Source organism: Bacillus sp. K2I17, assembly GCF_002209985.1.
In the GTDB taxonomy this organism is placed as follows: Bacteria; Bacillota; Bacilli; order Bacillales; family Bacillaceae_G; genus Bacillus_A; species Bacillus_A wiedmannii.
Genome location: NZ_NJGF01000006.1, coordinates 63,597 through 85,930 on the forward strand (window position 1 = coordinate 63,597; position 22,334 = coordinate 85,930).

20 protein-coding genes and 1 pseudogene are annotated in these 22,334 nt (G+C 33.1%); 5 read left to right on the forward strand and 16 right to left on the reverse strand.

Features of this window, described 5'->3' with window-relative positions; genetic code table 11:
• Positions 1-188: 188 nt before the first annotated feature.
• Positions 189-2,333, reverse strand: coding sequence for a DNA topoisomerase III (topB, locus tag CER22_RS09620; RefSeq protein ID WP_088063034.1), 2,145 nt, complete (start codon positions 2,331-2,333; stop codon positions 189-191).
• A gap of 333 nt (positions 2,334-2,666) precedes the next feature.
• Between topB and CER22_RS09625 the strand changes: the two genes are divergently transcribed.
• Complete coding sequence (locus CER22_RS09625) at positions 2,667-3,218, forward strand: hypothetical protein (RefSeq protein ID WP_088608644.1); 552 nt, start codon at positions 2,667-2,669, stop codon at positions 3,216-3,218.
• 418 nt (positions 3,219-3,636) lie between these two features.
• Here CER22_RS09625 and CER22_RS09630 read toward each other — a convergent pair whose 3' ends face one another.
• The 5 genes and pseudogenes from CER22_RS09630 to CER22_RS09650 all read right to left on the reverse strand — a co-directional run bounded on the left by CER22_RS09630 (position 3,637) and on the right by CER22_RS09650 (position 9,327).
• A complete protein-coding gene (locus CER22_RS09630; RefSeq protein ID WP_088608645.1) occupies positions 3,637-5,166 on the reverse strand; it encodes an SH3 domain-containing protein in 1,530 nt (509 codons plus the stop codon).
• A gap of 139 nt (positions 5,167-5,305) precedes the next feature.
• A complete protein-coding gene (locus tag CER22_RS09635; RefSeq protein WP_088608646.1) occupies positions 5,306-5,470 on the reverse strand; it encodes a cytochrome c biogenesis protein CcdA in 165 nt (54 codons plus the stop codon).
• Positions 5,471-5,761: 291 nt separating this feature from the next.
• Positions 5,762-5,853, reverse strand: a pseudogene (locus tag CER22_RS09640) (BlaI/MecI/CopY family transcriptional regulator); the annotation flags it as partial.
• Between the two features lie 432 nt (positions 5,854-6,285).
• Complete coding sequence (locus CER22_RS09645; RefSeq protein ID WP_088608647.1) at positions 6,286-7,926, reverse strand: multicopper oxidase family protein; 1,641 nt, start codon at positions 7,924-7,926, stop codon at positions 6,286-6,288.
• 117 nt (positions 7,927-8,043) lie between these two features.
• Positions 8,044-9,327, reverse strand: coding sequence for an aminopeptidase P family protein (locus CER22_RS09650; protein ID WP_088608648.1), 1,284 nt, complete (start codon positions 9,325-9,327; stop codon positions 8,044-8,046).
• A 221-nt stretch (positions 9,328-9,548) separates the two neighbouring features.
• Here CER22_RS09650 and CER22_RS09655 point away from each other — a divergent pair, with 221 nt between their 5' ends.
• Both CER22_RS09655 and CER22_RS09660 read left to right on the forward strand, forming a co-directional pair.
• A complete protein-coding gene (locus CER22_RS09655; RefSeq protein WP_088608649.1) occupies positions 9,549-10,532 on the forward strand; it encodes a F510_1955 family glycosylhydrolase in 984 nt (327 codons plus the stop codon).
• A gap of 15 nt (positions 10,533-10,547) precedes the next feature.
• Complete coding sequence (locus CER22_RS09660; RefSeq protein ID WP_256943715.1) at positions 10,548-11,267, forward strand: sulfite exporter TauE/SafE family protein; 720 nt, start codon at positions 10,548-10,550, stop codon at positions 11,265-11,267.
• A 46-nt stretch (positions 11,268-11,313) separates the two neighbouring features.
• Here CER22_RS09660 and CER22_RS09665 read toward each other — a convergent pair whose 3' ends face one another.
• Positions 11,314-12,237 (reverse strand): hypothetical protein, encoded by a 924-nt coding sequence (locus CER22_RS09665; RefSeq protein WP_142293458.1) that lies wholly within the window; start codon positions 12,235-12,237, stop codon positions 11,314-11,316.
• 246 nt (positions 12,238-12,483) lie between these two features.
• Between CER22_RS09665 and CER22_RS09670 the strand changes: the two genes are divergently transcribed.
• Positions 12,484-12,714: a DUF896 domain-containing protein gene (locus tag CER22_RS09670; protein ID WP_088063027.1), complete on the forward strand. Its 231-nt coding sequence runs from the start codon at positions 12,484-12,486 to the stop codon at positions 12,712-12,714.
• 50 nt (positions 12,715-12,764) lie between these two features.
• On the opposite strand, the gene CER22_RS09675 is transcribed toward CER22_RS09670, so the two are convergent.
• The 7 genes from CER22_RS09675 to CER22_RS09705 all read right to left on the reverse strand — a co-directional run bounded on the left by CER22_RS09675 (position 12,765) and on the right by CER22_RS09705 (position 19,417).
• On the reverse strand, positions 12,765-13,244 hold the full coding sequence (locus tag CER22_RS09675; protein ID WP_088063026.1) for a CcdC family protein: 480 nt from the start codon (positions 13,242-13,244) through the stop codon (positions 12,765-12,767).
• A gap of 217 nt (positions 13,245-13,461) precedes the next feature.
• On the reverse strand, positions 13,462-13,857 hold the full coding sequence (locus CER22_RS09680) for a cytidine deaminase (protein WP_000358522.1): 396 nt from the start codon (positions 13,855-13,857) through the stop codon (positions 13,462-13,464).
• A gap of 33 nt (positions 13,858-13,890) precedes the next feature.
• Entirely contained in the window at positions 13,891-15,192 is a 1,302-nt protein-coding gene (locus CER22_RS09685) for a pyrimidine-nucleoside phosphorylase (protein WP_001983022.1), read from the reverse strand.
• A 36-nt stretch (positions 15,193-15,228) separates the two neighbouring features.
• The gene (locus tag CER22_RS09690; protein WP_000876170.1) at positions 15,229-16,410 is read right to left on the reverse strand and encodes a NupC/NupG family nucleoside CNT transporter; all 1,182 of its coding nucleotides are present in this window, start codon (positions 16,408-16,410) and stop codon (positions 15,229-15,231) included.
• Positions 16,411-16,512: 102 nt separating this feature from the next.
• A complete protein-coding gene (gene deoC, locus CER22_RS09695; protein WP_001017444.1) occupies positions 16,513-17,184 on the reverse strand; it encodes a deoxyribose-phosphate aldolase in 672 nt (223 codons plus the stop codon).
• A 307-nt stretch (positions 17,185-17,491) separates the two neighbouring features.
• A complete protein-coding gene (locus CER22_RS09700) occupies positions 17,492-18,439 on the reverse strand; it encodes a sugar-binding transcriptional regulator (RefSeq protein ID WP_088608651.1) in 948 nt (315 codons plus the stop codon).
• A 387-nt stretch (positions 18,440-18,826) separates the two neighbouring features.
• Positions 18,827-19,417: a TetR/AcrR family transcriptional regulator gene (locus CER22_RS09705; RefSeq protein WP_088608652.1), complete on the reverse strand. Its 591-nt coding sequence runs from the start codon at positions 19,415-19,417 to the stop codon at positions 18,827-18,829.
• A 674-nt stretch (positions 19,418-20,091) separates the two neighbouring features.
• Between CER22_RS09705 and CER22_RS09710 the strand changes: the two genes are divergently transcribed.
• Positions 20,092-20,745 carry a CPBP family intramembrane glutamic endopeptidase gene (locus CER22_RS09710; protein WP_088608653.1) on the forward strand — a complete coding sequence of 218 codons (654 nt, stop codon included), beginning with the start codon at positions 20,092-20,094 and terminating at the stop codon, positions 20,743-20,745.
• 568 nt (positions 20,746-21,313) lie between these two features.
• On the opposite strand, the gene CER22_RS09715 is transcribed toward CER22_RS09710, so the two are convergent.
• Together CER22_RS09715 and CER22_RS33610 are read right to left on the reverse strand one after the other, a co-directional pair.
• On the reverse strand, positions 21,314-21,940 hold the full coding sequence (locus CER22_RS09715; RefSeq protein ID WP_088608654.1) for a LysE family translocator: 627 nt from the start codon (positions 21,938-21,940) through the stop codon (positions 21,314-21,316).
• A gap of 128 nt (positions 21,941-22,068) precedes the next feature.
• Positions 22,069-22,203, reverse strand: a complete 135-nt coding sequence (locus CER22_RS33610; RefSeq protein ID WP_255288424.1) for a hypothetical protein — start codon at positions 22,201-22,203, stop codon at positions 22,069-22,071.
• Between the last annotated feature and the right edge of the window lie 131 nt (positions 22,204-22,334).

Sequence of the window (22,334 nt, forward strand, 5' to 3'; positions counted from 1 at the left end):
TAATACACAATTTATCGTTTTACAATAAATATTTATCAATTACAAAGATTTTTTTATTGTATATTTTATTTTAAATAAAAATATATAGTACTACTTATTCAAAAAAATATCCTATAGAATAGACTTTTTTTAGTGTCTATTCTATAGGATACAGTTTAATTATCATATTTTTTTATTTGTTGAACAACTTAATTCTCAAACACAAAATTAATCTTATTATCTTTCCACTCTAACATCGCATCAAACGTTTTCTCGCCTTTTTTAAAGCCTTTAATTAAATCGGTCTTTTCACCTTTTAAAAGTTTTGTCATATTCTTTTGCGAAATTGTTTTGCTTAATATTTTCTTTGAGATTGTAAAGTCACATTGTGTCGTGTTGTAATTAGAACAACCGTAAAACGTTGACTTATCAATCACATCGCCATCACATTTTTTACAGCTACCAACCTTTTTACCTGTTGTAAATTTCGATCCTTTTCGCTCAATCGATTCAACATGTAATCCAGTAAAATCCCATTTCTCTGACATTTCCACTGCATCTTCAATAATTTTAGCTGATAGCTTTTTCGTTTGTTCCATAAATGTTGCTGGTGATGCTGTGCCTTCACCAATTTCCGCAAGGCGTTGCTCCCATTTCGCTGTCATTTCTGGTGAAGCTAGTATTTTATCACCGATTGCGGTAATTAATACTTTCCCTTTATCGGTTGCATACACTTGGTTCTTCTGCACATCTATATATTTACGGTCTTTCAGCATAGTAATAATACCTGCACGCGTTGCCTCAGTACCTAAACCTTCTGTTTTCTTTAATACTTTCTCCAGCTCTTCATTTTCTAAATACTTACCGGCCGTTTTCATTAACGTAATAAGTTGTCCTTCTGTATAACGCTTCGGCGGCTGTGTTTTTCCTTCTTTCACTTTCACCTTTACAACTTTTCCTTGTTCACCTTCTGCGACAATTGGAAGAATTGTTTCGTCATCTTTATCGTCTTGGAAAATAACTTTACGCCAACCTTCTTGAATTTGCTGTTTTCCTTTTGAAATGAATTCAGCACGTTCGTCTACAAGAGTTGTAATCGTTGTGTAGTCAAAGATTGCTACTTCATAATGCGCCGCAATCAGTCTTCTTACGATCATATCGTAAATTTTCTTTTCATCACCTGATAGTTTGCTTGGATTTGTAACTTGCTCTGTCGGTATAATTGCATAGTGATCTGTAACTTTTTTTTCATTCACATAACGCTTATTATTCATAATCGATTCAATTGGTGCTGGCAATAAACCTTTATATTCATCAAACTGACTTAACTTCTGTAAAATATCAGGGAACGTCGCTGCTTCTCCTTGTGTAACATAGTTAGAATCCGAACGCGGATAAGAAACTATCCCTTTTTGATATAGTGCTTGTGTTATATCAAGCGTCTTTTTCGGTGAAAATTTAAAAGCTTTATTAGCTGTCGCTTGCAGTGCTGATAAATTAAATAAAAACGGGGGCTGAAACTCTTTACGCTCCGTTTTCATTTCTTTTACTACAGCCGGTTTACCTTGGCAAAATGCTGCAATTTTATTTGCCATATCAGGGTCTTTTAAGCGGGATTCACTATCCTTCTCCCATTTCCCCTCATACTTCTTTCCTTCTATATTAAAGGTTGCGAACACTTCCCAAAACGGCTCAGACTTAAAGTTTTCTATTTCTTTTTCACGCTTTACAATTAATGCGAGTGTCGGTGTTTGTACACGACCAGCTGAAAATACATCGTTCATTCCTTTTTTCTTTAGCAAAATACTAAAGACACGTGACGCATTCATACCAACGACCCAATCCGCACATGACCTTGTATACGCCTCATAGTACGTATTGATTGTATCTGCTTCATCTAATAAATTTTTAAATCCCTGATATATAGCTTGTTTCGTTAAAGATGAAATCCAAAGACGTTTCATCGGCTTTTGCACGTTACAAAGATTTATAATGTTTCGTACGATTAATTCCCCTTCGCGACCAGCATCGCCCGCGTGAATAATTTCTGTTACCTGAGGGTTATGTAACAACTGTTTCACAACGTTAAATTGCTTATACTTTGACTTTGTTACCTCAAACTGAAAACGCTCTGGAATCATCGGTAATGTATTTAGTGACCATTTCTTCCACTCAGCGTGATAATGTTCTGGATTACATAACTGCGTCAAATGACCAATTGCCCATGTACAGTACGCTCCATTTGGAAATAACTCATTCGCTTCTACTTCTAAATATCCATCTTTCCGGCGATATTTAAATTGTGAAACAAGAGCCAAACCTTGATCTGGTTTCTCGGCAATAATTAATTTCATTTTATAACTCCCTATCTGTATTCCAGTGTTACTTTCATTGTCTATCTGTTTAGAGGCGATGATAAAAGAACAATCTTATTTATCATTCGCGGGTTACTCCCAGTAATGGGATAACTATAATATTATACGCTTATTCTTTATGGCTTCACAATAGAAACTCATTATATAACAATTTCTTTCTCATGCTTACAAATAAAAAAGATGCTCAAAAAATCAAGCACCTACTTACTTACATTTATTAAATTGTGCAGATAATATGCAGATATAAATAAGCATAAGTAATCTCCATACGAACATATGATGAAATGAACGATAGGACAGGGAGGTATCATAATGTTCGCTTACACATCGACTGCCTTAACACTTTGTTGTATCTCGATTCTTATTACATCATATATTTCTAAACGTAACGGTACCCTAATGGAGTATATGGTATTTATTATGTCTTTTAGTATGAGTATGGGTTTAAGTATAGGTTTTTATTTAGGTATTCTTTTTAAAGGAGAATTATTATATTCTACATTGCTTGCTATTTTGATTAGTGGTTGTATCGGTTTTTTAGTCGGTCTACGTTTTCACCTATTTACTGCTTTAGAAGGAATGTTCTCTGGATTAATGGCAAGTATGATGGGAGCAATGATTACAGAAATGTTAAATGCTCAACAAGCTCATAGTATACTGTTCATTAGTCTCTTACTTACGATAACAATAACTATGTCATGTATAATTCAACTTTTATCAGAAACCTTTTCTACTTTTATCGAACGGCGTTTTTTATTATTACTTTCGATCAGCGTAGTAATTGTTCTTACTGTATTCGTAACATTCCCAGATCATACCCTACCGCTCCCCTCTGAACATGAACAACCTATCCATAAACACTAGCAGCTATAATCGATAATTTTATTTTTTAACAAATGAAAATAAAAAACACTTTTGAATCGTCAGCCCCAAATGAAATGTGGTTTACGGATGCGACTTACTTATTATTTGGAGTATTTGTAGATAATAACTATAGTTTAGCTTCTGGCATGGGATCAGGATTAATAATTATACAGAAAACTAATAAATAATAGCTTTGCATTATATAATAAAAGGTCACAGAATTACAATGCTGTGACCTCTCTTTTTCAAATTAATTCATGTCGTAATCTTCACCATCAATTATTTTTCTACTTTTCTACACTTAATGAACCTTCTAAATCTACATGATTGATAGTATATTTTTTCAGTTCATAGATATTCAATTCTCTTAGTTTGATGAGGTATACAATACCCCCATCTTAAAATAAAAAATTCTTACTTAACTAATATATTGTTTTGGATCCATAGCATTGCTCTTCTGTGCATTCCATTCACCTTTATGGATTTCAAAATGTAAGTGTTGTCCTTCAGATTGTCCTGTATTCCCCATTATGCCAAGTTGTTGTCCTTGCTTCACTTTTTGACCTGCAGTAACAGAACGACTCTTTAAATGAGCGTATACAGTTATATATGTTTGTCCGTTAATATTGTGAGAAATAAACACCACATTACCGTAGCTTGTGGAATAATATGAGCGAGTGACTACACCTTTTGCGGCAACAACAACTGGCACTGTTCCTGAAGCAGCAATATCTAATCCGTGGTGCATTTGCCCACCACGTTTCTCAAATCCAGAAGTATATCTTCCTGCAGCTGGTTGAATAAAGTCATTTGTTTTAATTTCATTAGTTGTATTTACCTCTTGGGATTGTCGCTGCTCCTCTGTATCAGTCTCACTTGTTTTTGATAGAAATTTACTTGATACATAACCGTTTTTACCGTTGTAATTAATTTTCAACCAGCCATTTTGTTCAAATAGAACTTGTACTTTTATTCCTTTTGATAAAGCACCGATTACACCATGATTTGTACCAGCACCGCTTCTTACATTTAACATGCTTACGTTAACATAGTAGTCACCAACTGTTGCTCCAGTAGATGGATTACTTGTTTCAGGTTTTGATGGTGTACCCTCTTTAACGAATTTTACATATTCACTGCTCACATAACCAGTTCTGCCATTATGATTAATTTTCGACCAGCCATTTTCACCGCCAGTTACTTGCAATGTTTGTCCGTTTAATACACCGCCAGTTACTTGCAATGTTTGTCCGTTTAATACACCACCAATTACACTATGGTAAGTAGCAGGACCTGTACGCACACGTAAAGAAGTAGCGTCTACAATGTATGTACCGTCAGTTTGAACCGTAACATTATTTTGTTGTTCATTTGTTTGGTCTACATTTGCATTAGAGCCACTCTTTGAAATGTAATCTTTACTAATATAAGCAGTTTGTCCACTATAGTTAATTTTGACCCAGTCTTGAACTTCACCAGTTACTTGAACAACTTGTCCTTTATGTATAGAGCCTAAAATCGTATGGGAAGTACTTGGACCTGTGCGAACACGGAGGGAGGATACATTAACTTTGTAATTCCCACTCGCTACTTGAACTTTTCCATTGTTATTGTCACTTCCATTTGAGCTATCGTCTATTACAAATTGACTGCTTACATAACCTACTTTTCCATTATGGTTAATTTTCAACCAACCGTTGTCTTCTCCAATAACATGTAAAACTTTCCCTTCATACACGCGCCCCATTATTGCACTAGACGTATTTGGCTGTGTGCGAACACGTAGAACATTCGTGTTTACTGTTACTGGATTTTCATATGTTACTGTATCAGTAGGTTGCTCATGTTTTTTGTCTTTTGGCACTATAGAAGTTTGCGCTTGAGCAGTACCAATAAATGTACTTCCTGTAACAGAAACTACTGCCACACTAGCTAAAATTCTTTTCATAGGTATTAAACACCTTCCCATAAATACATTTAAGTATCATCATATCTTTAGTTTATTATTTTTTATATCAAATGCTTTTCTACTCATGTTGTACTCTTCTTTTCTATCAACCTCTATTTCTAGATATACAACGGAGGTGTTATTCCATTCTTTCGTAACGTACGAAGGCAATTAAGAAAAAAGGAATCGCAAATCCCAGTTTGTAAACTGTAATGTAAATAAATGCTTGATCTGGATTCTTTGTACCAAGCATTAATAATGCGGTCAAAATTGGACCGATGCACGGTGAGACAAATGAAAGCATTCCCGTTCCTAGTACAATCCATATCTTTTAATCTGCTGCATTCATTTTGCCTCTTTTCACAAAACACTACACTGTGTAGTTTAAATTCTTAAAAAAAACCACAAACACTCACCCATAAGTTAGTCACTGTTTTCCAAAAGATGCGGTCACAAGATCATTGGAAGCTTTTTTCCATTCCAATAAACTTAAGCAAAGCACTTCCCATTCCAAAAGGTGACTTTATTTTATCTATCACATACTGTACTACTGATCAGCTAACAATTTTTGATATGTGCTGTAACGTTGTAACATTAATTTTTTCTGCACACTTTTCATTGTGATACCTTCTGAGCACCAAATAATTTCTATGATTTTTGCTTCAAGCGGTCAAAAAAATAATTTATGCCTTATTCATTTCACTTATAGTTTTGCTTGAACATACCCGTCCTCCCTTCGCACTACGAATTGTAGTATAAAATAAAAAAAAGGTCAAATGTAAGGGGCTATTATCTATCCTTTTTGAACTACAACACATTAAATTTACCACTGTAATTTTATCAACTGAGTATACAAAAAATTAGCGATTTCTTCTATTATCTACTTCCAAACCAGAAACGAATATGTTTTTTAAATCCATAAATAACAAAAATCGCATTTTTTATCTTGTAAACTCTTATACAGGGCATTATCGCTCCCGCTTCCTAAACTTTTATAAAAATAATATGCCCAATACACAACATTACATTTAAAAACAGCTTTTTTCATGCTAAAAATCATTAAAACAGCTATCCCTAAGATAGCTGTTTTATATTATCATCAACTCCATAAATTTTATATTATTCTGGCTTATTAGGAATGTTTGGGTTTGGAACATAATCAGATTTATAATCTGTATATTTCACTTCTGTTACCATCCCAGCGGAAGCATGGTGTAAATCATGACAGTGGAACATCCAATCACCCGGATTATCTGCTACAAAGGCTACTTCATATTCTTCACCTGGTTTTAGGTTCAAAGTATCTTTCACAATTGGAGAACCTTCTATCGGTTTTCCATCTTTACTCAACACCTGGAAGAAGTGACCATGTAAATGCATCGGATGATCGTCCATTTTAGAACGATTTACCAATTTTACTTTTACTAAATCACCCTTTTTCACTGGAATCGGGTCAATGTCTGGAAATACCTTTCCGTTAATTGTATATACCATTTCATTTCCATTCATTTGCGTATTCAAGTCCATATTATATGTGGCAGTATACTGCTGATTTAACGTGAAACTACCTAGTTTTTTAGCACCATATTTCGTCATATCTAATTTCGATAATTTTTCTTTTTCATCTGCTTTATCTTTCATCTCTTTGCTGCCATCATATTCAATAACAGCTTTCATTCCTTTTGCACCTTTATTTGCTGAATGGTCTTCAACATACCATTTCCCAGGATTATTAGCAGTAAATTCAATATCATAACGTTCACCAGGTGCGATTGAAATTACTTGATTCTTTATAACTTTTGGATCGTTTATTGGTTGACCATCTGTCGCAATTACTTTTATATCATGACCGTGAACGTGTATATCATGTGATAGATAACCAGCATTAACGAGTCGAAGACGGACTTTATCCCCCTTATTCACTTTTAATGGTTCTACTAAATCCCCGCTTTTACCATTGATTGTGAATAAGTCATACATACTCATATCATGGCCTTCCATCTTCATATTTCCATGGTCCATTCCTGTCATATTACTAGAGTCTTTTTTATCACTGCCCATGTCCATACCGGAATGATCCATGCCGTTCTTATCTTCATTCTTTTTCGTATTTTCATTATCCTTAGATTTATTACCTTTTTGCCCTTTTGTCATTTCTTTTAACTGTTTATTAATCTCTTCTTTATCTGTTACCCATTCATCTAACATTACTGTGTAATCTTTATCATATTTTTCCTTTGTATCTTCTACAATGAGCGCTCCATACAAACCTCTATCTAATTGATTTACAGAATCTTGATGTGAATGATACCAATACGTTCCTGGTACGTTCGCTTCAAACTCATAGGTGAAACTTTTTCCAGATTCAACCGCATCTTGCGTCACACCTGGAATTCCATCCATATTATTTGGGACAGGATACCCATGCCAATGAATAGATACTGGTGCAGATAGTTCATTTTTTAATGTCACTTTCACCTTTTCGCCTTTTTTCACCCGAATTTCTGGACCAGGAGATGAGCCATTAAATGTCCAGACTGGAACAATAACACCGTTACTTAATTTTTGCTTTTCTTCTTTCGCTATTAAAGTAACTTCTGGTCCTATTTCAACTTTCAATGGTTTTGTAGCCGTTTCAGTCTGTGGTGTTTTTTTATCGTTCATATTTTTATGATCATTTGTTGTATTTGTAGTCGCAGAACATGCAGCAATTAAAGATATGACAGAGACTGTAACTGCCGTTAACACAAATCTCTTCATGGAAACCCCTCCTTTTTCTTTTTCAAAATCATTATAAAAAATGATTTTCAAGAAAATATGGAGATATGCAATGAGCTAAATAAAAAGACGCCCAAAATTGAGCGCCTCTTCTAATGGTTATTTCGTAACAACTTCATCTTTTTTTATATTTACATTGTTTTCTCTCATAAACGCTTCAATCTCTTCAACTTCTCTAATAATATCTTTTGACAAGTTTTCATGTCCGTCTTTCGTTACAAGAATGTCATCTTCAATACGAATTCCAATTGCTTCTTGTTCAATATAAAGACCAGGTTCAATTGTTATAACCATGCCTTCTTCTAACACTCTATCTTTATATGTTCCTACATCATGCGTATCTAAACCAAGGAAATGGCTAACACCATGATAATAGTATTTTGATAACTCTTCGTCTTCTTGAATTAAACCAATTTCTTTACACTCTTCTGCTAGTACCTTTTTTGTATGCTCATTTAATGCAGCAAACTTTACTCCTGGCTTAATGAGTTTCGTTGTTTCTTTCAATGCTTTTAATACAATATTATACATTTGTTTTTGGCGACTAGAGAATGTTCCATTTGCCGGGAATGTATAACTAATATCAGCGTTATAGTAGTCTTTTTGAGCGCCTAAATCTAGCAGTACTAAATCACCATTTTGAATTTGTGCATCATTGTCTTCATAATGAAGAACTGTAGCATTTTTCCCACTTGCCAAAATTGTATTGAATGCATGATGCTTAATACCAGATGACTTCAATGTGAAATCAAACTGAGCTTCTAATTCATACTCCATCATGTCTGCTTTTGCATGCTTAAGTACGTTGTAAATACCCTCTTTCGTTACAGCAATTGCTTCTTTTATGATTTCAATTTCTTCTTCTGTTTTAAACACTCGTAATTCACAAATATTCGGATATACATTACCAACTAAAACGTGTGGATACTGTTCTCTTACATGTTTAGCAAAAGCAAGCGTTTTTGTCTCCGTACCATTCCACTCACGACGCTCTAAATCTAAATATAGATGCTTCACATTTTCTGTAAAAAGTATATTTGACATTGTCTTTTCAAAGCTATCTAAATATACAACTTTCTTTATACCTGAAATTTTCTCTGCTTCTTTGTTAGAAACTGTTTTACCGACCCATTTTTCCATGACTGGATCCGATTTTTCAATGAACAGTGTTTCTTCAACACTATTTCCAAACTTCTTCAACATGAAAATAACATTTGGTTCCTCGATTCCTGTTACATAGTAAAAATTTCGATTCGGCACAAATTTATAATGTGCATCCGCCGACATATGAGGTGCTTGTCCAGCAAATAAAATAGTAATAGATTCATCTGGTAATGTGTTTACTAATCGTTCTCTATTTTGAGCAAAAAATGTTGATTTCATAATAATCCCCCTAGCGTTCTATGTATACTTGTAAATCTAATTACCCAATACAATTCATTTTATTATTGTTATAATTTTTCGTCAATTGATAGTACTCATAGAAAAAGGAAAATTTTCATTACTAGTGTCCATTCCAATCTAAATGATGCATACCACTCCACAATTTCTTGACATTTATTCCATATACTTAAAATCTCATATATAGGAAAGGAGCTACAACTTTGAAATATTATGTAGCAACAGGGATAGCAATTACTTCTTTATTCATCATTACAGGATGTTCTAACAACGCCGAAACAGCACCAGTGAAGAAAGACACGGTGCAATCTCAACGAAAACATACAGAAACAGGAAATACGAGTCCGCAAAACTTCTATAAGGAAACTACATCTGGAAAAATCGAGCACATTCATGGAATTGGCTATGCAGGAAATATGCCCGGAGTTTCTATCGCCACTCACAGTGGTATAAAAGTTTATCAAAATGGAAAATGGTTTGAAACTAAGACTGAGCTACATGATTATATGGGGTTTCAGGCAACGAAGAACGGATTCTTTGCCAGCGGCCATCCTGAACCAGGTGCAAATTTAAAAAATCCTTTAGGATTAATGAAAAGTTCTGATGGCGGTAATACCCTCGAGAAGCTAGCGTTTTATGGAGAATCTGATTTTCACAACCTTGCTGTCGGATATAATACGGAAGCAATTTATTTATACAATGAGCGTCCAAATTCTAAATTACAACAAGGTTTTTATTTCAGTACGAACAACGGACAAGATTGGAAAAATAGTAAGTTAAAAGGTCTTTCAAGTACAATTCATTCCTTTTCCGTACACCCTGATCAATCTAGTGTAGTCGCGGTAAGTGCTAAAGATGGTGTTTACTTATCTACAGATTACGGAAATACATTTGAACTATTCTCTACATCACTTGAATCGACAGCAGTTACATTAAGTAATGAAGATGTTTTTTACGCCCCTATCAATAAGCAAATGATAACGAAGAAATCAATTGCTACAAATGAAGAAACAAACATACAAACTCCATCTTTAGATTCTAAAGATGCAATTATGTACATATCACAAAATCCTCAAAATTCATCTGAAATAGTATTTGCTACAATGAAAGCAAATGTGTTCCTTTCTACAGATGAGGGGAAAACTTGGAAGCAGATTACGAAAGAAGGAGCATTTCAATTTAATTAGAAAGGTGAATATAACGTGTTTTCAACAATTAGCGAGTGGAGTTATCAACTCATGTCTCCTTTAATGGATGTCGCGAATACTACGAAATCAATTCCTCTTTTATTTGCATTTTTATTAGGCATTGTAGGTACCCTTGCTCCTTGCCAATTAACAGGAAACATTAGCGCTATTACACTTTATGGGAATCAATCTTTACAAAAGGGACATGCATGGAAACATATATTGTTATTCATTTTAGGAAAAATAATAGCTTTTACGACACTTGGACTATTAGTATGGTTTTTAGGAAAAGAGATTCAGCAAATATTAACTTTGTATTTCCCATGGTTACGAAAAATAATTGGACCTTTATTAATTTTAATGGGGCTAATGTTGGCAGGTATTATAAAAGGAAGCAGTTTCTTCTCGATCAAATTTATACGAAAACAAAATGAGGTTGGCTCATTTTTACTTGGATTCTTCTTTTCCTTAGCTTTCTGTCCGACTATGTTCGTTCTATTTTTCGGAACGTTAATCCCTTTATCTTTCTCATATAATTATGGTTACTTGTTTCCGACATTCTTTTCGATAGGAACTGCTCTCCCTATCGTTATATTAATGTTCATCATTTCCTACCTTGGATTAAATGGAGCACTACTTAAAAAGAGCCGAAAAATAGGAAAACACATTCAACTTATAGCAGGGGTACTACTCATTTTAGTTGGAATTTATGATATATCCTTATATTGGGTATAAATAAAAAAGGTAAGTTCAAGTGATTTGAACTTACCTTTTTTACAAATTATATTTCACTCTTCTGCATGCCCTTTTGTTTCATCTCCCACTTCTTATACAATAGTACTGCACCAAATAAAAATACCCCTGCAATGAATGAACCTACTGGTAACATTTTTATCATTTCATCAGGAAATACGAGCGGAAGTAAGGGAAATGCATACGCTGCTGGAATACGTACTCCAACTATTTTTAATAAAATAAGCATTAATATCATATTGAATAAAGTAACTACAATCCATGAATCAATTGCAAAATACAATAAAGTTCCAACAGTTGCTGATGTAGTTAATACTACTATTTGTTTAAATGCCATTTTTTCATTGTACATCGGTTTTTGAAGTGATTCATACACAACGACTAGAATTGGCGGAATAACCGCTAATTGTTCATAACCAGTTATCCAACATAAACTGATCCAAACGAAATTTAGTATTAGAAATACAGTCATATATTTATACTGTATATTCACTTTTCGCTCAATACCGTTATTCAATTTAAAAATAAGAACACCCATCATTAAAATAAATGTCAAAACGAAGACTGAGATAACAAATGACCATTCCGTCGCATTTGTTACTAATGGTAATAAACCTGTCGCAATAGATGGTGCTAAATTGGACTGAATAACACGTAAAAACAGCATCATCAATACAAGCGTTAAGCTTACTTTCCCTAAATAGGCTATATCCATTTGATTCACCATAAAACCAATTACAGCTGTTATTGACGGTGCAATAAAGATTTTTTCTGGTTGTCTTAGCCATCCCGGCTCACGGTATGCCCATAAAGCGATTGCCATTGCCGCTATTTCCGGCAAAATGACTTCTGGATCATTTAATAACACACCTGCTATTACCATGGCTAAAATAAATAAAATAGCAATCGTATATGAGATGATTGTTTCTTTCTTTGAAATTACTGCATTCATTATTACATACTCCTTTTTGCTTATTACTCTCATAAAGTAAAATAATAACTTTATATACCCTACTTAGGTATTGTATATTAACATCTTCCCTATTTCAAGTATTTGTGGTTTTTTCATTCTTTATCACCCCACACACTTACAAAACAATGAATGTTTATAAGCATTGACACTTATTAAAAGATACGTTACAATAACTATACATTAGTAAGTAACTAATGTAATTAATTGAAACTAGAGGTGAATCAAATGAAAAACATTTTATTCCGTATTAACGAATTATCAAAAAAAGAAAAAGCATATGGATTAACAGTTGATGAAAAACAAGAACAACAAATGCTGCGTCAAAACTATACAAAAACATTTCGTGGAAGCTTAGATTCCATTTTATTAAACACAAAAATTGTTGATCAACATGGTCTTAACGTTACACCAGCCGCATTACAAGATGCTCAAATACGTTTAAAATTAAGCAAATGAAATCAAAGCTAAAAAAACAATCGTATAAAACATAAAAAGAGCCGGAATTCCTATTTAGAAATTCCAGCTCTTTTTATTGTCTTTTCCAATTTAACATATGAGCGATACATCGCAATTCTCCACGAAACAATCATCGCAAATGCAAGTAAGAAAAACATTCCGCTTAACTCTGCTAAATCAATTGATTGACTTAAATACGATTTTAACGCTACTCGTACAGCCAATAAGCCCACTAAAATAAATATGAATGCTTTTGACGGTTTCATATATATATGTTCGTTTCTTATTTCAAACTTAGTTGTTTTAATAAGAAATATAGAGAAAATAAGTCCTATACTAATCGCCTCTACTATTTCTAACGATGTTAATCGAAACTCCGGTAAGAAGTACATCATTGCGCCAGTACTCATAAAAATTGGCGGTAATATAATTTTCTTTTTCGTTACCGGTTTTTTCGCTGCTTTAAAGCGAAGAAACATGACACCAACAGCCATACAAACCGCTACAATACTTGATAAAAGTGCTATCATACTATCCACTCCTATCTATATAATAAACCTATAATTAAGTAAATAAATGCTGCATTATATAATTTCTTCATTTTATTCCTCCTGCTGTAAACTTTCCATATTCGCTGCAATCATTTTACACAAAGTTTATGAACGGAATATGAACAAAATATTACATTCAACTTTTGAAAATAAAAAAGCCATTCCACAATTAATATTTGCGGAATGACTTTTCAACTTATTTTAAATCTTCTATCGAGAAAGCACCTGGAAGTAATTGCTCAACAGTCACTTCTTTTTCATCACCTTTTACATTCGTTAGTAAAACTGGCATTTTCGGTTCACAGAATTCAGCAATTACTTGTCTACAAGCACCACATGGTGATATCGGTCCGTCCGTTTCGCCTGTAATAACTAAGTAACTAAAGTCGCGCTCCCCTTCTGATACTGCTTTAAAGATCGCTGTTCTTTCTGCACAGTTACATAAACCGTAAGAAGCATTTTCTATATTACAACCAGTATAGATTTTACCTTCTTTCGTAACTAATGCTGCGCCAACAGGAAATTTCGAATACGGAATATATGCTTTTGCTAACATCTTATTTGCTTCTTCGATATATTTTTTCTTATCCATATTATTTCCCCCTTAAAGTATGTGTAATTATGATTAGTCAGTAATAACTGTATGAACTAATTTAGGAGCCACTGCTGTTTCAGCAATAGAAATATTTTCATAAATTTTTGCTTTTACATCTTCTACATTTTCACGATTTGCATAGATCGTTACGAATGGCTCGCCTTCTTTTACTGCATCGCCAACTTTTTTACGTAACATTAATCCTACTGCTAAATCGATTTCATCTTCTTTTGTCGCACGGCCAGCACCAAGTAGCATAGCTGCGATACCAATTTCATCTGCAACAATGTTAGAAATAACACCTGAAGTTTTTGCAGGTACATCAATTACATACTTCGCCTGTGGCATTTTTTCTGGATTGTCTACAATTGAACTATCTCCGCCTTGATTGCTTAAGAACTCTTTAAACTTCTCAGTTGCTTTTCCGTTTTTCATAACTTCAATTAGCATTTCACGAGCTTCTTCTAACGTATTTGCTTTTTTCGCAAGTACGACCATTTGACTTCCTAATACAAGTACTAATTCCGTTAAATCTTCTGGACCTTCACCTTTTAACGTATCAATCGCTTCTTTCACTTCTAGAGCGTTACCAATTGCAAATCCAAGCGGTTGTGACATATCTGAAATAACAGCCATCGTTTGACGTCCTACATTATTTCCGATACGCACCATTGCATGTGCTAATTCTTTTGCATCTTCTTCTGTTTTCATAAATGCGCCAGCACCTGTTTTTACATCAAGTACGATTGCGTCAGCACCAGCTGCAATTTTTTTACTCATAATTGAACTCGCGATTAAAGGAATTGAGTTTACTGTTCCTGTTACATCACGTAATGCATAAATCTTTTTATCTGCAGGTGTTAAGTTTCCAGTTTGTCCAATAACAGCTACTTTGTCACGGTTTACAATATCAATGAACTGCTCTTTCGTAATTTCAACGTGGAATCCTTCTACCGCTTCTAATTTATCAATTGTTCCGCCTGTATGTCCTAAACCACGACCAGACATTTTTGCTACTGGTACATCTAAAGCAGCTACTAATGGTCCTAATACTAATGTTGTCGTATCACCAACACCGCCAGTTGAATGTTTGTCTACTTTAATTCCTTCAATTGCTGATAAATCGATCGTTTCTCCAGACTCAACCATCGCCATCGTTAAATCTGCACGTTCGCGATCTGTCATATCTTTAAAGAAGATTGCCATTGCAAGTGCACTCACTTGATAATCAGGAATACTTCCGTCTGTATATCCATTAATAAAGAATTTGATTTCTTCAGTCGTTAATTCTTTGCCGTCACGTTTTTTCGCAATAATATCTACCATTCTCATTACAATCACCATTCCTTTTTATATGATATGAATCTGTTAAAATAATAAGCCTACGATTGTTGCTGATAAGAAACTTACTAATGTTGCACCGAAAAGTAATTTCAAACCAAATCTTGCGACTACATTCCCTTGCTTTTCATTTAAGCTCTTAACTGCCCCTGCAATAATTCCAATTGAAGAGAAGTTTGCAAATGAAACTAAGAATACAGATATAATCGCTGTCGTTCTATCTGAGAAATTAAAGTTTCCTTGTGCTAAATCTGTCATAGCGACAAATTCATTTGATACTAATTTTGTTGCCATAATATTTCCGGCATTAACTGCTTCATGCCAAGGTACACCCATAATAAATGCAAATGGTGCAAATACATAACCAAGAATTTCTTGGAATGAAATACCGATTACACCTTTAAATACTGCATTAATGAATGCGATTAAAGCAACGAAACCGACTAACATAGCTGCTACTGTAATTGCAACTTTAAATCCATCTATAATGTATTCCCCTAATACTTCAAAGAAAGTCTTTTTCTCTTCTTCTTGTACTTCTAACATATCTTCTTCTTCAGTAACTTCATAAGGGTTAATGATAGAAGCGATAATAAAACCACCGAATAAGTTAAGCACTAAAGCGGTTACAACATATTGTGGTTTTAATAACACCATATATGATCCAACGATAGACATTGAAACGGTAGACATTGCAGATGCACATAATGTATACATTCTTTTCTCTGGCAATAATCCTAGTTGTTTCTTAACTGAAATAAACACTTCAGATTGTCCTAAAATCGCAGAAGCAACAGCGTTATATGATTCTAGTTTCCCCATTCCATTTACTTTACTTAATGCTAGACCAATAGATTTCACAATAATAGGTAATACTTTAATGTGTTGCAAAATACCTATTAAAGCTGAAATAAATACGATTGGCATTAATACACTTAAAAAGAACGAAAACTCTTTTTGATTTACTAATCCACCAAATACGAAATTCACACCGTCAGCGGCATATTTTAATAGCTCTCCAAAACCATCTGCTATTCCGCTAATTAATATATTCCCTACACTTGTATTTAATAATAAAAACCCCAAAATGAATTGTAATATAACCATCGTTATGATTGGGCGATATTTGACTTTCTTTCTATCATTACTAGCAAGCCAAGCGATACCTAAAATCAATACGAGGCCAAAAATACCGATTAAATATTTCATAAGCCGTCTCCTCCCATTCGTATCCGCTTACATTTTTTTCAATTGTTAAAGCAATAGATACACTTTACTTTGTGTATCTATTGCTTTTAACTTCATTAATGATTAGTAGTTATCTGTAGCACCTTTTGCATCATTTAATACGATTGCAACACTAGCACTTGCTCCAACGCGAGAAGCTCCAGCAGCTACCATTTTGTCTGCATCTTCACGTGTACGAACGCCACCAGATGCTTTTACACCAACGTTTGGTCCAACTGTTTTGCGCATTAATGCGATGTCTTCAGCAGTTGCTCCGCCAGTTGAGAATCCAGTTGAAGTTTTTACGAAGTCAGCACCAGCTTTTACTGATAATTCACAAGCGCGTACTTTCTCTTCATCTGTTAATAGGCAAGTTTCAATGATTACTTTTACAAGAGCTTTTCCTTTTGCTGCTTGTACTACTTCATAAATATCTTTTTCAACGAACTCGTTATCGCCATCTTTTAAAGCGCCTACGTTGATTACCATGTCAACTTCAGTTGCACCTTTTGCGATAGCATCTTTTGTTTCGAAAGCTTTTGTTTCAGTAGTGCTTGCTCCTAATGGGAAACCGATTACAGTACAAACATCTACATCATGCCCAGCTAACTCTTCAGCAGCTAGCTTCACCCATGTAGGATTAATACAAACAGAAGCGAATTTATATTCCTTTGCTTCTTCGATTACTTTCATAACATCTTCTTTAGTAGTATTAGCTTTTAAAATTGTATGGTCAATTAACTTTGCAATATTCATTATCTTCACTCCTCATATCTTTTAACAACTTCATTCTAACTCTTAGTTGAACAAATGTAAATACACTTTTGAAATTTTGTTCATTCTTTTCAGAAAGGAATTTTTCAATAGTAAATAAAGCGCATTCTAACTAAGAAACAATTCATATTTAAAATCAAAACTTTTATATTAACAATGGTAGTATGTATCTCAATATCCATAATTATTTTTAAAAAGGCAATTTGTATTCAAAAAACACTCCCATAATTCATACATAACAAAATAAAAGGCTTTCTCAAAATTAACATCTTGAGAAAGCCTTTTATTTCTAACCTTTTTGATAATGTAACAATTCTTTTGCTGTATGCTGATCGATAATTAATACATTTGCATACCCGCCACGTAACGCACCATCAATTGCTTTTATTTTTCTATTACCACCAGCAACTAAAATAGAACGTTTCTTTAATTTCAGTTCTTCTAACTCAATTCCAATTGTACGCTGATTAATCTCTTCGCTACTAATCTTTCCGTCTCCATCAAAGAAACGTGAACAAATGTCACCGACCGATTGTTTTTTGAGCAAATTCGTTTCATCCTTATCGAAATAACCTAATCGGAATAATAGTGCTTCGTCTCTCACTGTTCCTACAGTGAAAATTGCAACATTCGCTTGTTTCCCCATTTCGATAATGTGATGAATATGTCGATCCTGCTCTACTAATTGTTTTGTCACTGCATTATCAAATATAACTGGAAGGGGTAGATTTCTTGGTGTCGTTTGAAAAGCATCTGCAAATAAAGCAATCGTTTCATTCGCATATGTATTTACACTCGAATGACTAATACCACCTTTTAACTGAACAACTTCTACACCTTTTACATGTTGTGGTACAATTTTTCTAGCGATTTCATACATCGTCATTCCCCAGCTTACACCAACGATATCACCAGTTTTAACCGTCTTTTCCATATACTCAGCTGCATATTTACTAATATACTCTGTAATCGTTGCATATTCTGGCACTGGAGAAAATACGACATGTGCCTCTAACAAGTTGTACTTTTCTTTCAGTAAATTTCCAACGTTATCTAAATCAGCAAATGGATCGGCTATGCTAATTTGAACAAATCCTTTTTCTTTCGCGTACTTTAATAATCTAGAGATAGTCGGCCTTGAAATATTTAATTTATTAGCAATTTCCTGCTGACTATAATCTGACTGATAATATAATCTTGCAACTTCAACGCTTAATTGTTGTTTATCTTTATCCATAGTAACTCATTACATATCCTTTCCTGTATTTCCTTTTCGTTACAAGCATTATACAGCTTTATGCAAGAAATTTCGACTACCGAATTTTATCTAACTGAACTTCTACTACACTTCGTATTTAAAATGAAACTTTATTGTATATATTTACAACCTCAGCATAGATACACTTGAAACATATAAATCGATTTATATGTAATTCATTCTTTTTTGCTTTTTCTGTAGTAACGATAACAAAGCCTTTCAATAAGAAACATGAAACATCGTCTAAAAAGTTACCTTTACTAATAACTATTCAAATACCCCTCATAAACAGAAAATACTGTTTATGAGGGGTATTTATTCAATTTAAGTCTATAAAAATTGGATAAAAACAATGCAAGTTTTCACTTATTTAGAATAAGTGACAAGATGATGTTTTATTTGTTCAATAAAATAATGATGGTGTATATTATCGTTAGATACTCGACTTGCCATAATAGCTCCCTCCATTGAAGATGTAAGAAAAGAAGCAAGTGATATAATGTCTATATCTTCTTTAAGTTCTTGTTTCTCTATTCCTTCTTTTATGAGAGAAGCCATTAACATTACTGTATCGTCATAACCTTCTGCTGCTGCTTTTTGTAATTCTGGAAATACTCCAGTACTTTCAATTGCACTATTAAGTAATGGACAACCTCCAGCAATAGGAGGATTATTAGCTGCATCTTGATATACAAGGAATATTGCAAGGATTTTATCGATTGCTGTCTTTTTATTTTCCATTGCTTTATGAAAATGACTCCACATAATCTCACCACTTTTGTCGTAGGCAGCAAGGACAATTTCTTCTTTATTTTTGAATCTACGATAAATAGATCCTTTAGGTAGTTCAGTAGCTGTCATTATATCCTGGATGGATGTGCGAGTTATCCCATTTGTATTAAATAAATATAAAGATGTTTCAATAATTTTTTCTTTTACCTTATCAACTTTAGTCATGCTTTGTAATCCTCCTAATAAAAACGATCTTAATATTCCAGGTAATGTTTACCTCTATTTTCTTAATTTTTTTGTAAGTATAAATAAATTTGGAACAGAAATATCTTATGGAAACCTCAAACAATACAGTTTGAAAAGAGGTTAATCAAATTGTATTATCCGTATAATCAGAGTGAATTTTCTGCCAAAAACAACATGACCAATTGTTTAATTCAGTCATTTTATTCAACTAATTTTACCTAAAATCGTAGAAGATGTAAAAATATATATTTTAGTGTATAGACATATGATTATTATATATAATCTCTATTAATATGTTTAGCTAAAGTGTTTGAACTACCCCCACTTTCACTTCATATATTAGGATATCTACCGCATTCCTTGCGGTTAAAAGCCTTATCACTTCATTCTTTAAAAAGGAAATCGTTAATAATTAATGAGTACTGAAATTTAATTGTAAATAAGAAACTCACATATAAGTATTTTGTATTTTTGTCATTTTGATTTTGTTAATACTTTGTAAAAAGGATTAACAAAACTAGAAACTTATAGTATCATTAGTTTTCGGACCGAACCGTCCGGTTTGGAATCTTATATAAATATATTTAGAAGGAGAACTTAATGCAGAAAGAAAATTCAAAGATTGTAGGTAATTTAATTAGGAGGATAATAAAATGAACTTTATAAAAATGAATAAAAAAGAACTTACTATGCTAATAATCTTTACACTGTTTGTACCATTTCAAATTGGCTTGTACATATTATTTGGCATATCACTTTTAGCTAATGTCAATTTAGTTGAATCAGAATTTGTTCTTAGTGCCATCGGTTTTACTGTACCTGCTATTATAGGAATAATTTTCTTTAGGAAAGAAATCATTCAAAGTTTTACTTATTTTAAAGAGAAGACAATTTTGAAAATAGTAAGTATTCCTATGGTGGTTTTATTTACGGTAATTGTGGAACAGTCTATTATGCGTTTTCTAGCAACTGGTCAGCCAGAGAACCAAGAACAGCTTCTTGAAACGGGTGCAGAGGTACCTATTATATTTACATTGCTTATATTTGGTATTCTGGGACCAATACTTGAAGAAATTGTGTTTCGTCACATATTAATAAATCGTTTTTCTTATCATATTGGTACTGCTATTGCATCTATCATTTCGATCATTATTTTTACACTTCTTCATACAAACCAGCTTTCGGATATTGCTATTTATTTACCTGGCTCGGTGATACTTACTGTGGCTTATCTTATTTCTAAAAGATCCATTGCATATGTAATAGCGATACATATATTAAACAATTGCCTTGGTTTCATTCTATAAGAAATTAGACTTAGTTCTTTTGCAAAGTAAAAAAATAGAAACAGATATTGATAAATGAGGAGTACAATTTAGACAGTGACTAATGATTTATGAAATTCCTTGTACGTCGAAATACCGCAGTTTGGATGTAAACTGCGGTTTCTTTTATATAGGGGGGCCCACTGCATCACAATTAAACTAAAAAAGGAAATACCATGACTAATATATGTTCTCCTTATATCCCATTACAGTAAACATTTTTGGAAAATATCCAGAATTTTATTAGCGAGTTAGTAGTTGAAGAAAAATTTGTTCCTCAGCCCTTAAGTTATAATACATAAAAATTAAATTGCTTAGTTAAGAGAAAAGATGAAGTATCAATTTTGCTTAAAGTATCTAAACTACCTTGATTTTTTCTTATACAGCAAACTATATCAAGTGATTAAGGAACTCATTTTTGAGGCTCAAGTTAGATATGTATATAAAATTAGTATGAAGGTGTGAAATCAATTATAAAATAGTAGCTTTAGAATAAATGAAAAGAGAAATAAATAACCACCATTATTTATTTCTCTTTTCATTTACATATTTATTTTTGGAAAAACAATCTAACTCCAAATACTAATAATACCGCGCCTGTAATACCCTCTATTGTACGGTTCACTCTTTCTTTTCTTAAAAAAGTTCTTAATTGACGTATGAGTGAGATATAAAGTAAATACCATATTGCTGTCAAAGTCGTAAATGTGACTCCTAATAATAGAAATTGTAGGAAATGATTTTGATTACTTACAATAAATTGGGGTAAAAAACTAAGGAAAAACACAGCGGTTTTTGGGTTTAAAATTGCCGTAGTAAATCCTTGTCTAAAGCTTTTAATTGCCCCAATATCCTTAGAGTACATTTCTACTGAACCTGACATATCTTCTTTTTTATGTAAGGCACTTTTAATTGACTTTACAGCTAAGTAAATTAAATAAAAAGCCCCAGCATATTTTATAAATGTAAATAACATAGCAAATTTCATTAGGATGGCAGAGAGTCCTAGCGTAGCCATTATTGTATGAATCATCATTCCAGATATCGTTCCTAAAACAGTCTTTATCCCACCATTTTTACCATGCGAGATAGTGTTTTTTGTAACTAGTGCAAAACCAGGACCAGGCATTATTATGATTAGCATTGCTGTAAGAATAAATAATAGATAATTTTCCATGTTCTAGTATTTCCTTTCCAATTTTTAATTTTACTTACAGTATAGCTTTTTTCATTAAAACATTAAAATTAAAAGACTTGATCAAGAGTTCCGACAGGAAAATGCGGATTTACAACGATAAAGAAATTCTAATATAAAAAAAACAACTTTTCAAATGCTTCCACACATTCATTAACCAAAGTAGTAAATTCTTTACATGCTTTCATTCGCTTATTTCGTATCCACGCCCCCCTTACTGATAATGCACTCTTCTGTTCACTCATCATTCATCCTCCTCCAAAATAAAAAGTACCCGAATGGATGCTTTTAAATTTACTCAAATATTACTGTAACTAGTTTAATATTTTCGAAGTCTTCACTTAAAAATAAAGTTTGTTATCTTCACTTTCGGCAA

Excerpts from the sequence above, each read along its gene's own strand:
- topB (WP_088063034.1), bottom strand. The coding sequence starts at position 2,333 with ATGAAATTAATTATTGCCGAGAAACCAGATCAAGGTTTGGCTCTTGTT.
- CER22_RS09625 (WP_088608644.1), top strand. The coding sequence starts at position 2,667 with ATGTTCGCTTACACATCGACTGCCTTAACACTTTGTTGTATCTCGATT.
- CER22_RS09630 (WP_088608645.1), bottom strand. The coding sequence starts at position 5,166 with ATGAAAAGAATTTTAGCTAGTGTGGCAGTAGTTTCTGTTACAGGAAGT.
- CER22_RS09635 (WP_088608646.1), bottom strand. The coding sequence starts at position 5,470 with ATGCTTTCATTTGTCTCACCGTGCATCGGTCCAATTTTGACCGCATTA.
- CER22_RS09645 (WP_088608647.1), bottom strand. The coding sequence starts at position 7,926 with ATGAAGAGATTTGTGTTAACGGCAGTTACAGTCTCTGTCATATCTTTA.
- CER22_RS09650 (WP_088608648.1), bottom strand. The coding sequence starts at position 9,327 with ATGAAATCAACATTTTTTGCTCAAAATAGAGAACGATTAGTAAACACA.
- CER22_RS09665 (WP_142293458.1), bottom strand. The coding sequence starts at position 12,237 with ATGAATGCAGTAATTTCAAAGAAAGAAACAATCATCTCATATACGATT.
- CER22_RS09670 (WP_088063027.1), top strand. The coding sequence starts at position 12,484 with ATGAAAAACATTTTATTCCGTATTAACGAATTATCAAAAAAAGAAAAA.
- CER22_RS09675 (WP_088063026.1), bottom strand. The coding sequence starts at position 13,244 with ATGATAGCACTTTTATCAAGTATTGTAGCGGTTTGTATGGCTGTTGGT.
- CER22_RS09680 (WP_000358522.1), bottom strand. The coding sequence starts at position 13,857 with ATGGATAAGAAAAAATATATCGAAGAAGCAAATAAGATGTTAGCAAAA.
- CER22_RS09685 (WP_001983022.1), bottom strand. The coding sequence starts at position 15,192 with ATGAGAATGGTAGATATTATTGCGAAAAAACGTGACGGCAAAGAATTA.
- CER22_RS09690 (WP_000876170.1), bottom strand. The coding sequence starts at position 16,410 with ATGAAATATTTAATCGGTATTTTTGGCCTCGTATTGATTTTAGGTATC.
- deoC (WP_001017444.1), bottom strand. The coding sequence starts at position 17,184 with ATGAATATTGCAAAGTTAATTGACCATACAATTTTAAAAGCTAATACT.
- CER22_RS09700 (WP_088608651.1), bottom strand. The coding sequence starts at position 18,439 with ATGGATAAAGATAAACAACAATTAAGCGTTGAAGTTGCAAGATTATAT.
- CER22_RS09705 (WP_088608652.1), bottom strand. The coding sequence starts at position 19,417 with ATGACTAAAGTTGATAAGGTAAAAGAAAAAATTATTGAAACATCTTTA.
- CER22_RS09710 (WP_088608653.1), top strand. The coding sequence starts at position 20,092 with ATGAACTTTATAAAAATGAATAAAAAAGAACTTACTATGCTAATAATC.
- CER22_RS09715 (WP_088608654.1), bottom strand. The coding sequence starts at position 21,940 with ATGGAAAATTATCTATTATTTATTCTTACAGCAATGCTAATCATAATA.
- CER22_RS33610 (WP_255288424.1), bottom strand. The coding sequence starts at position 22,203 with ATGAGTGAACAGAAGAGTGCATTATCAGTAAGGGGGGCGTGGATACGA.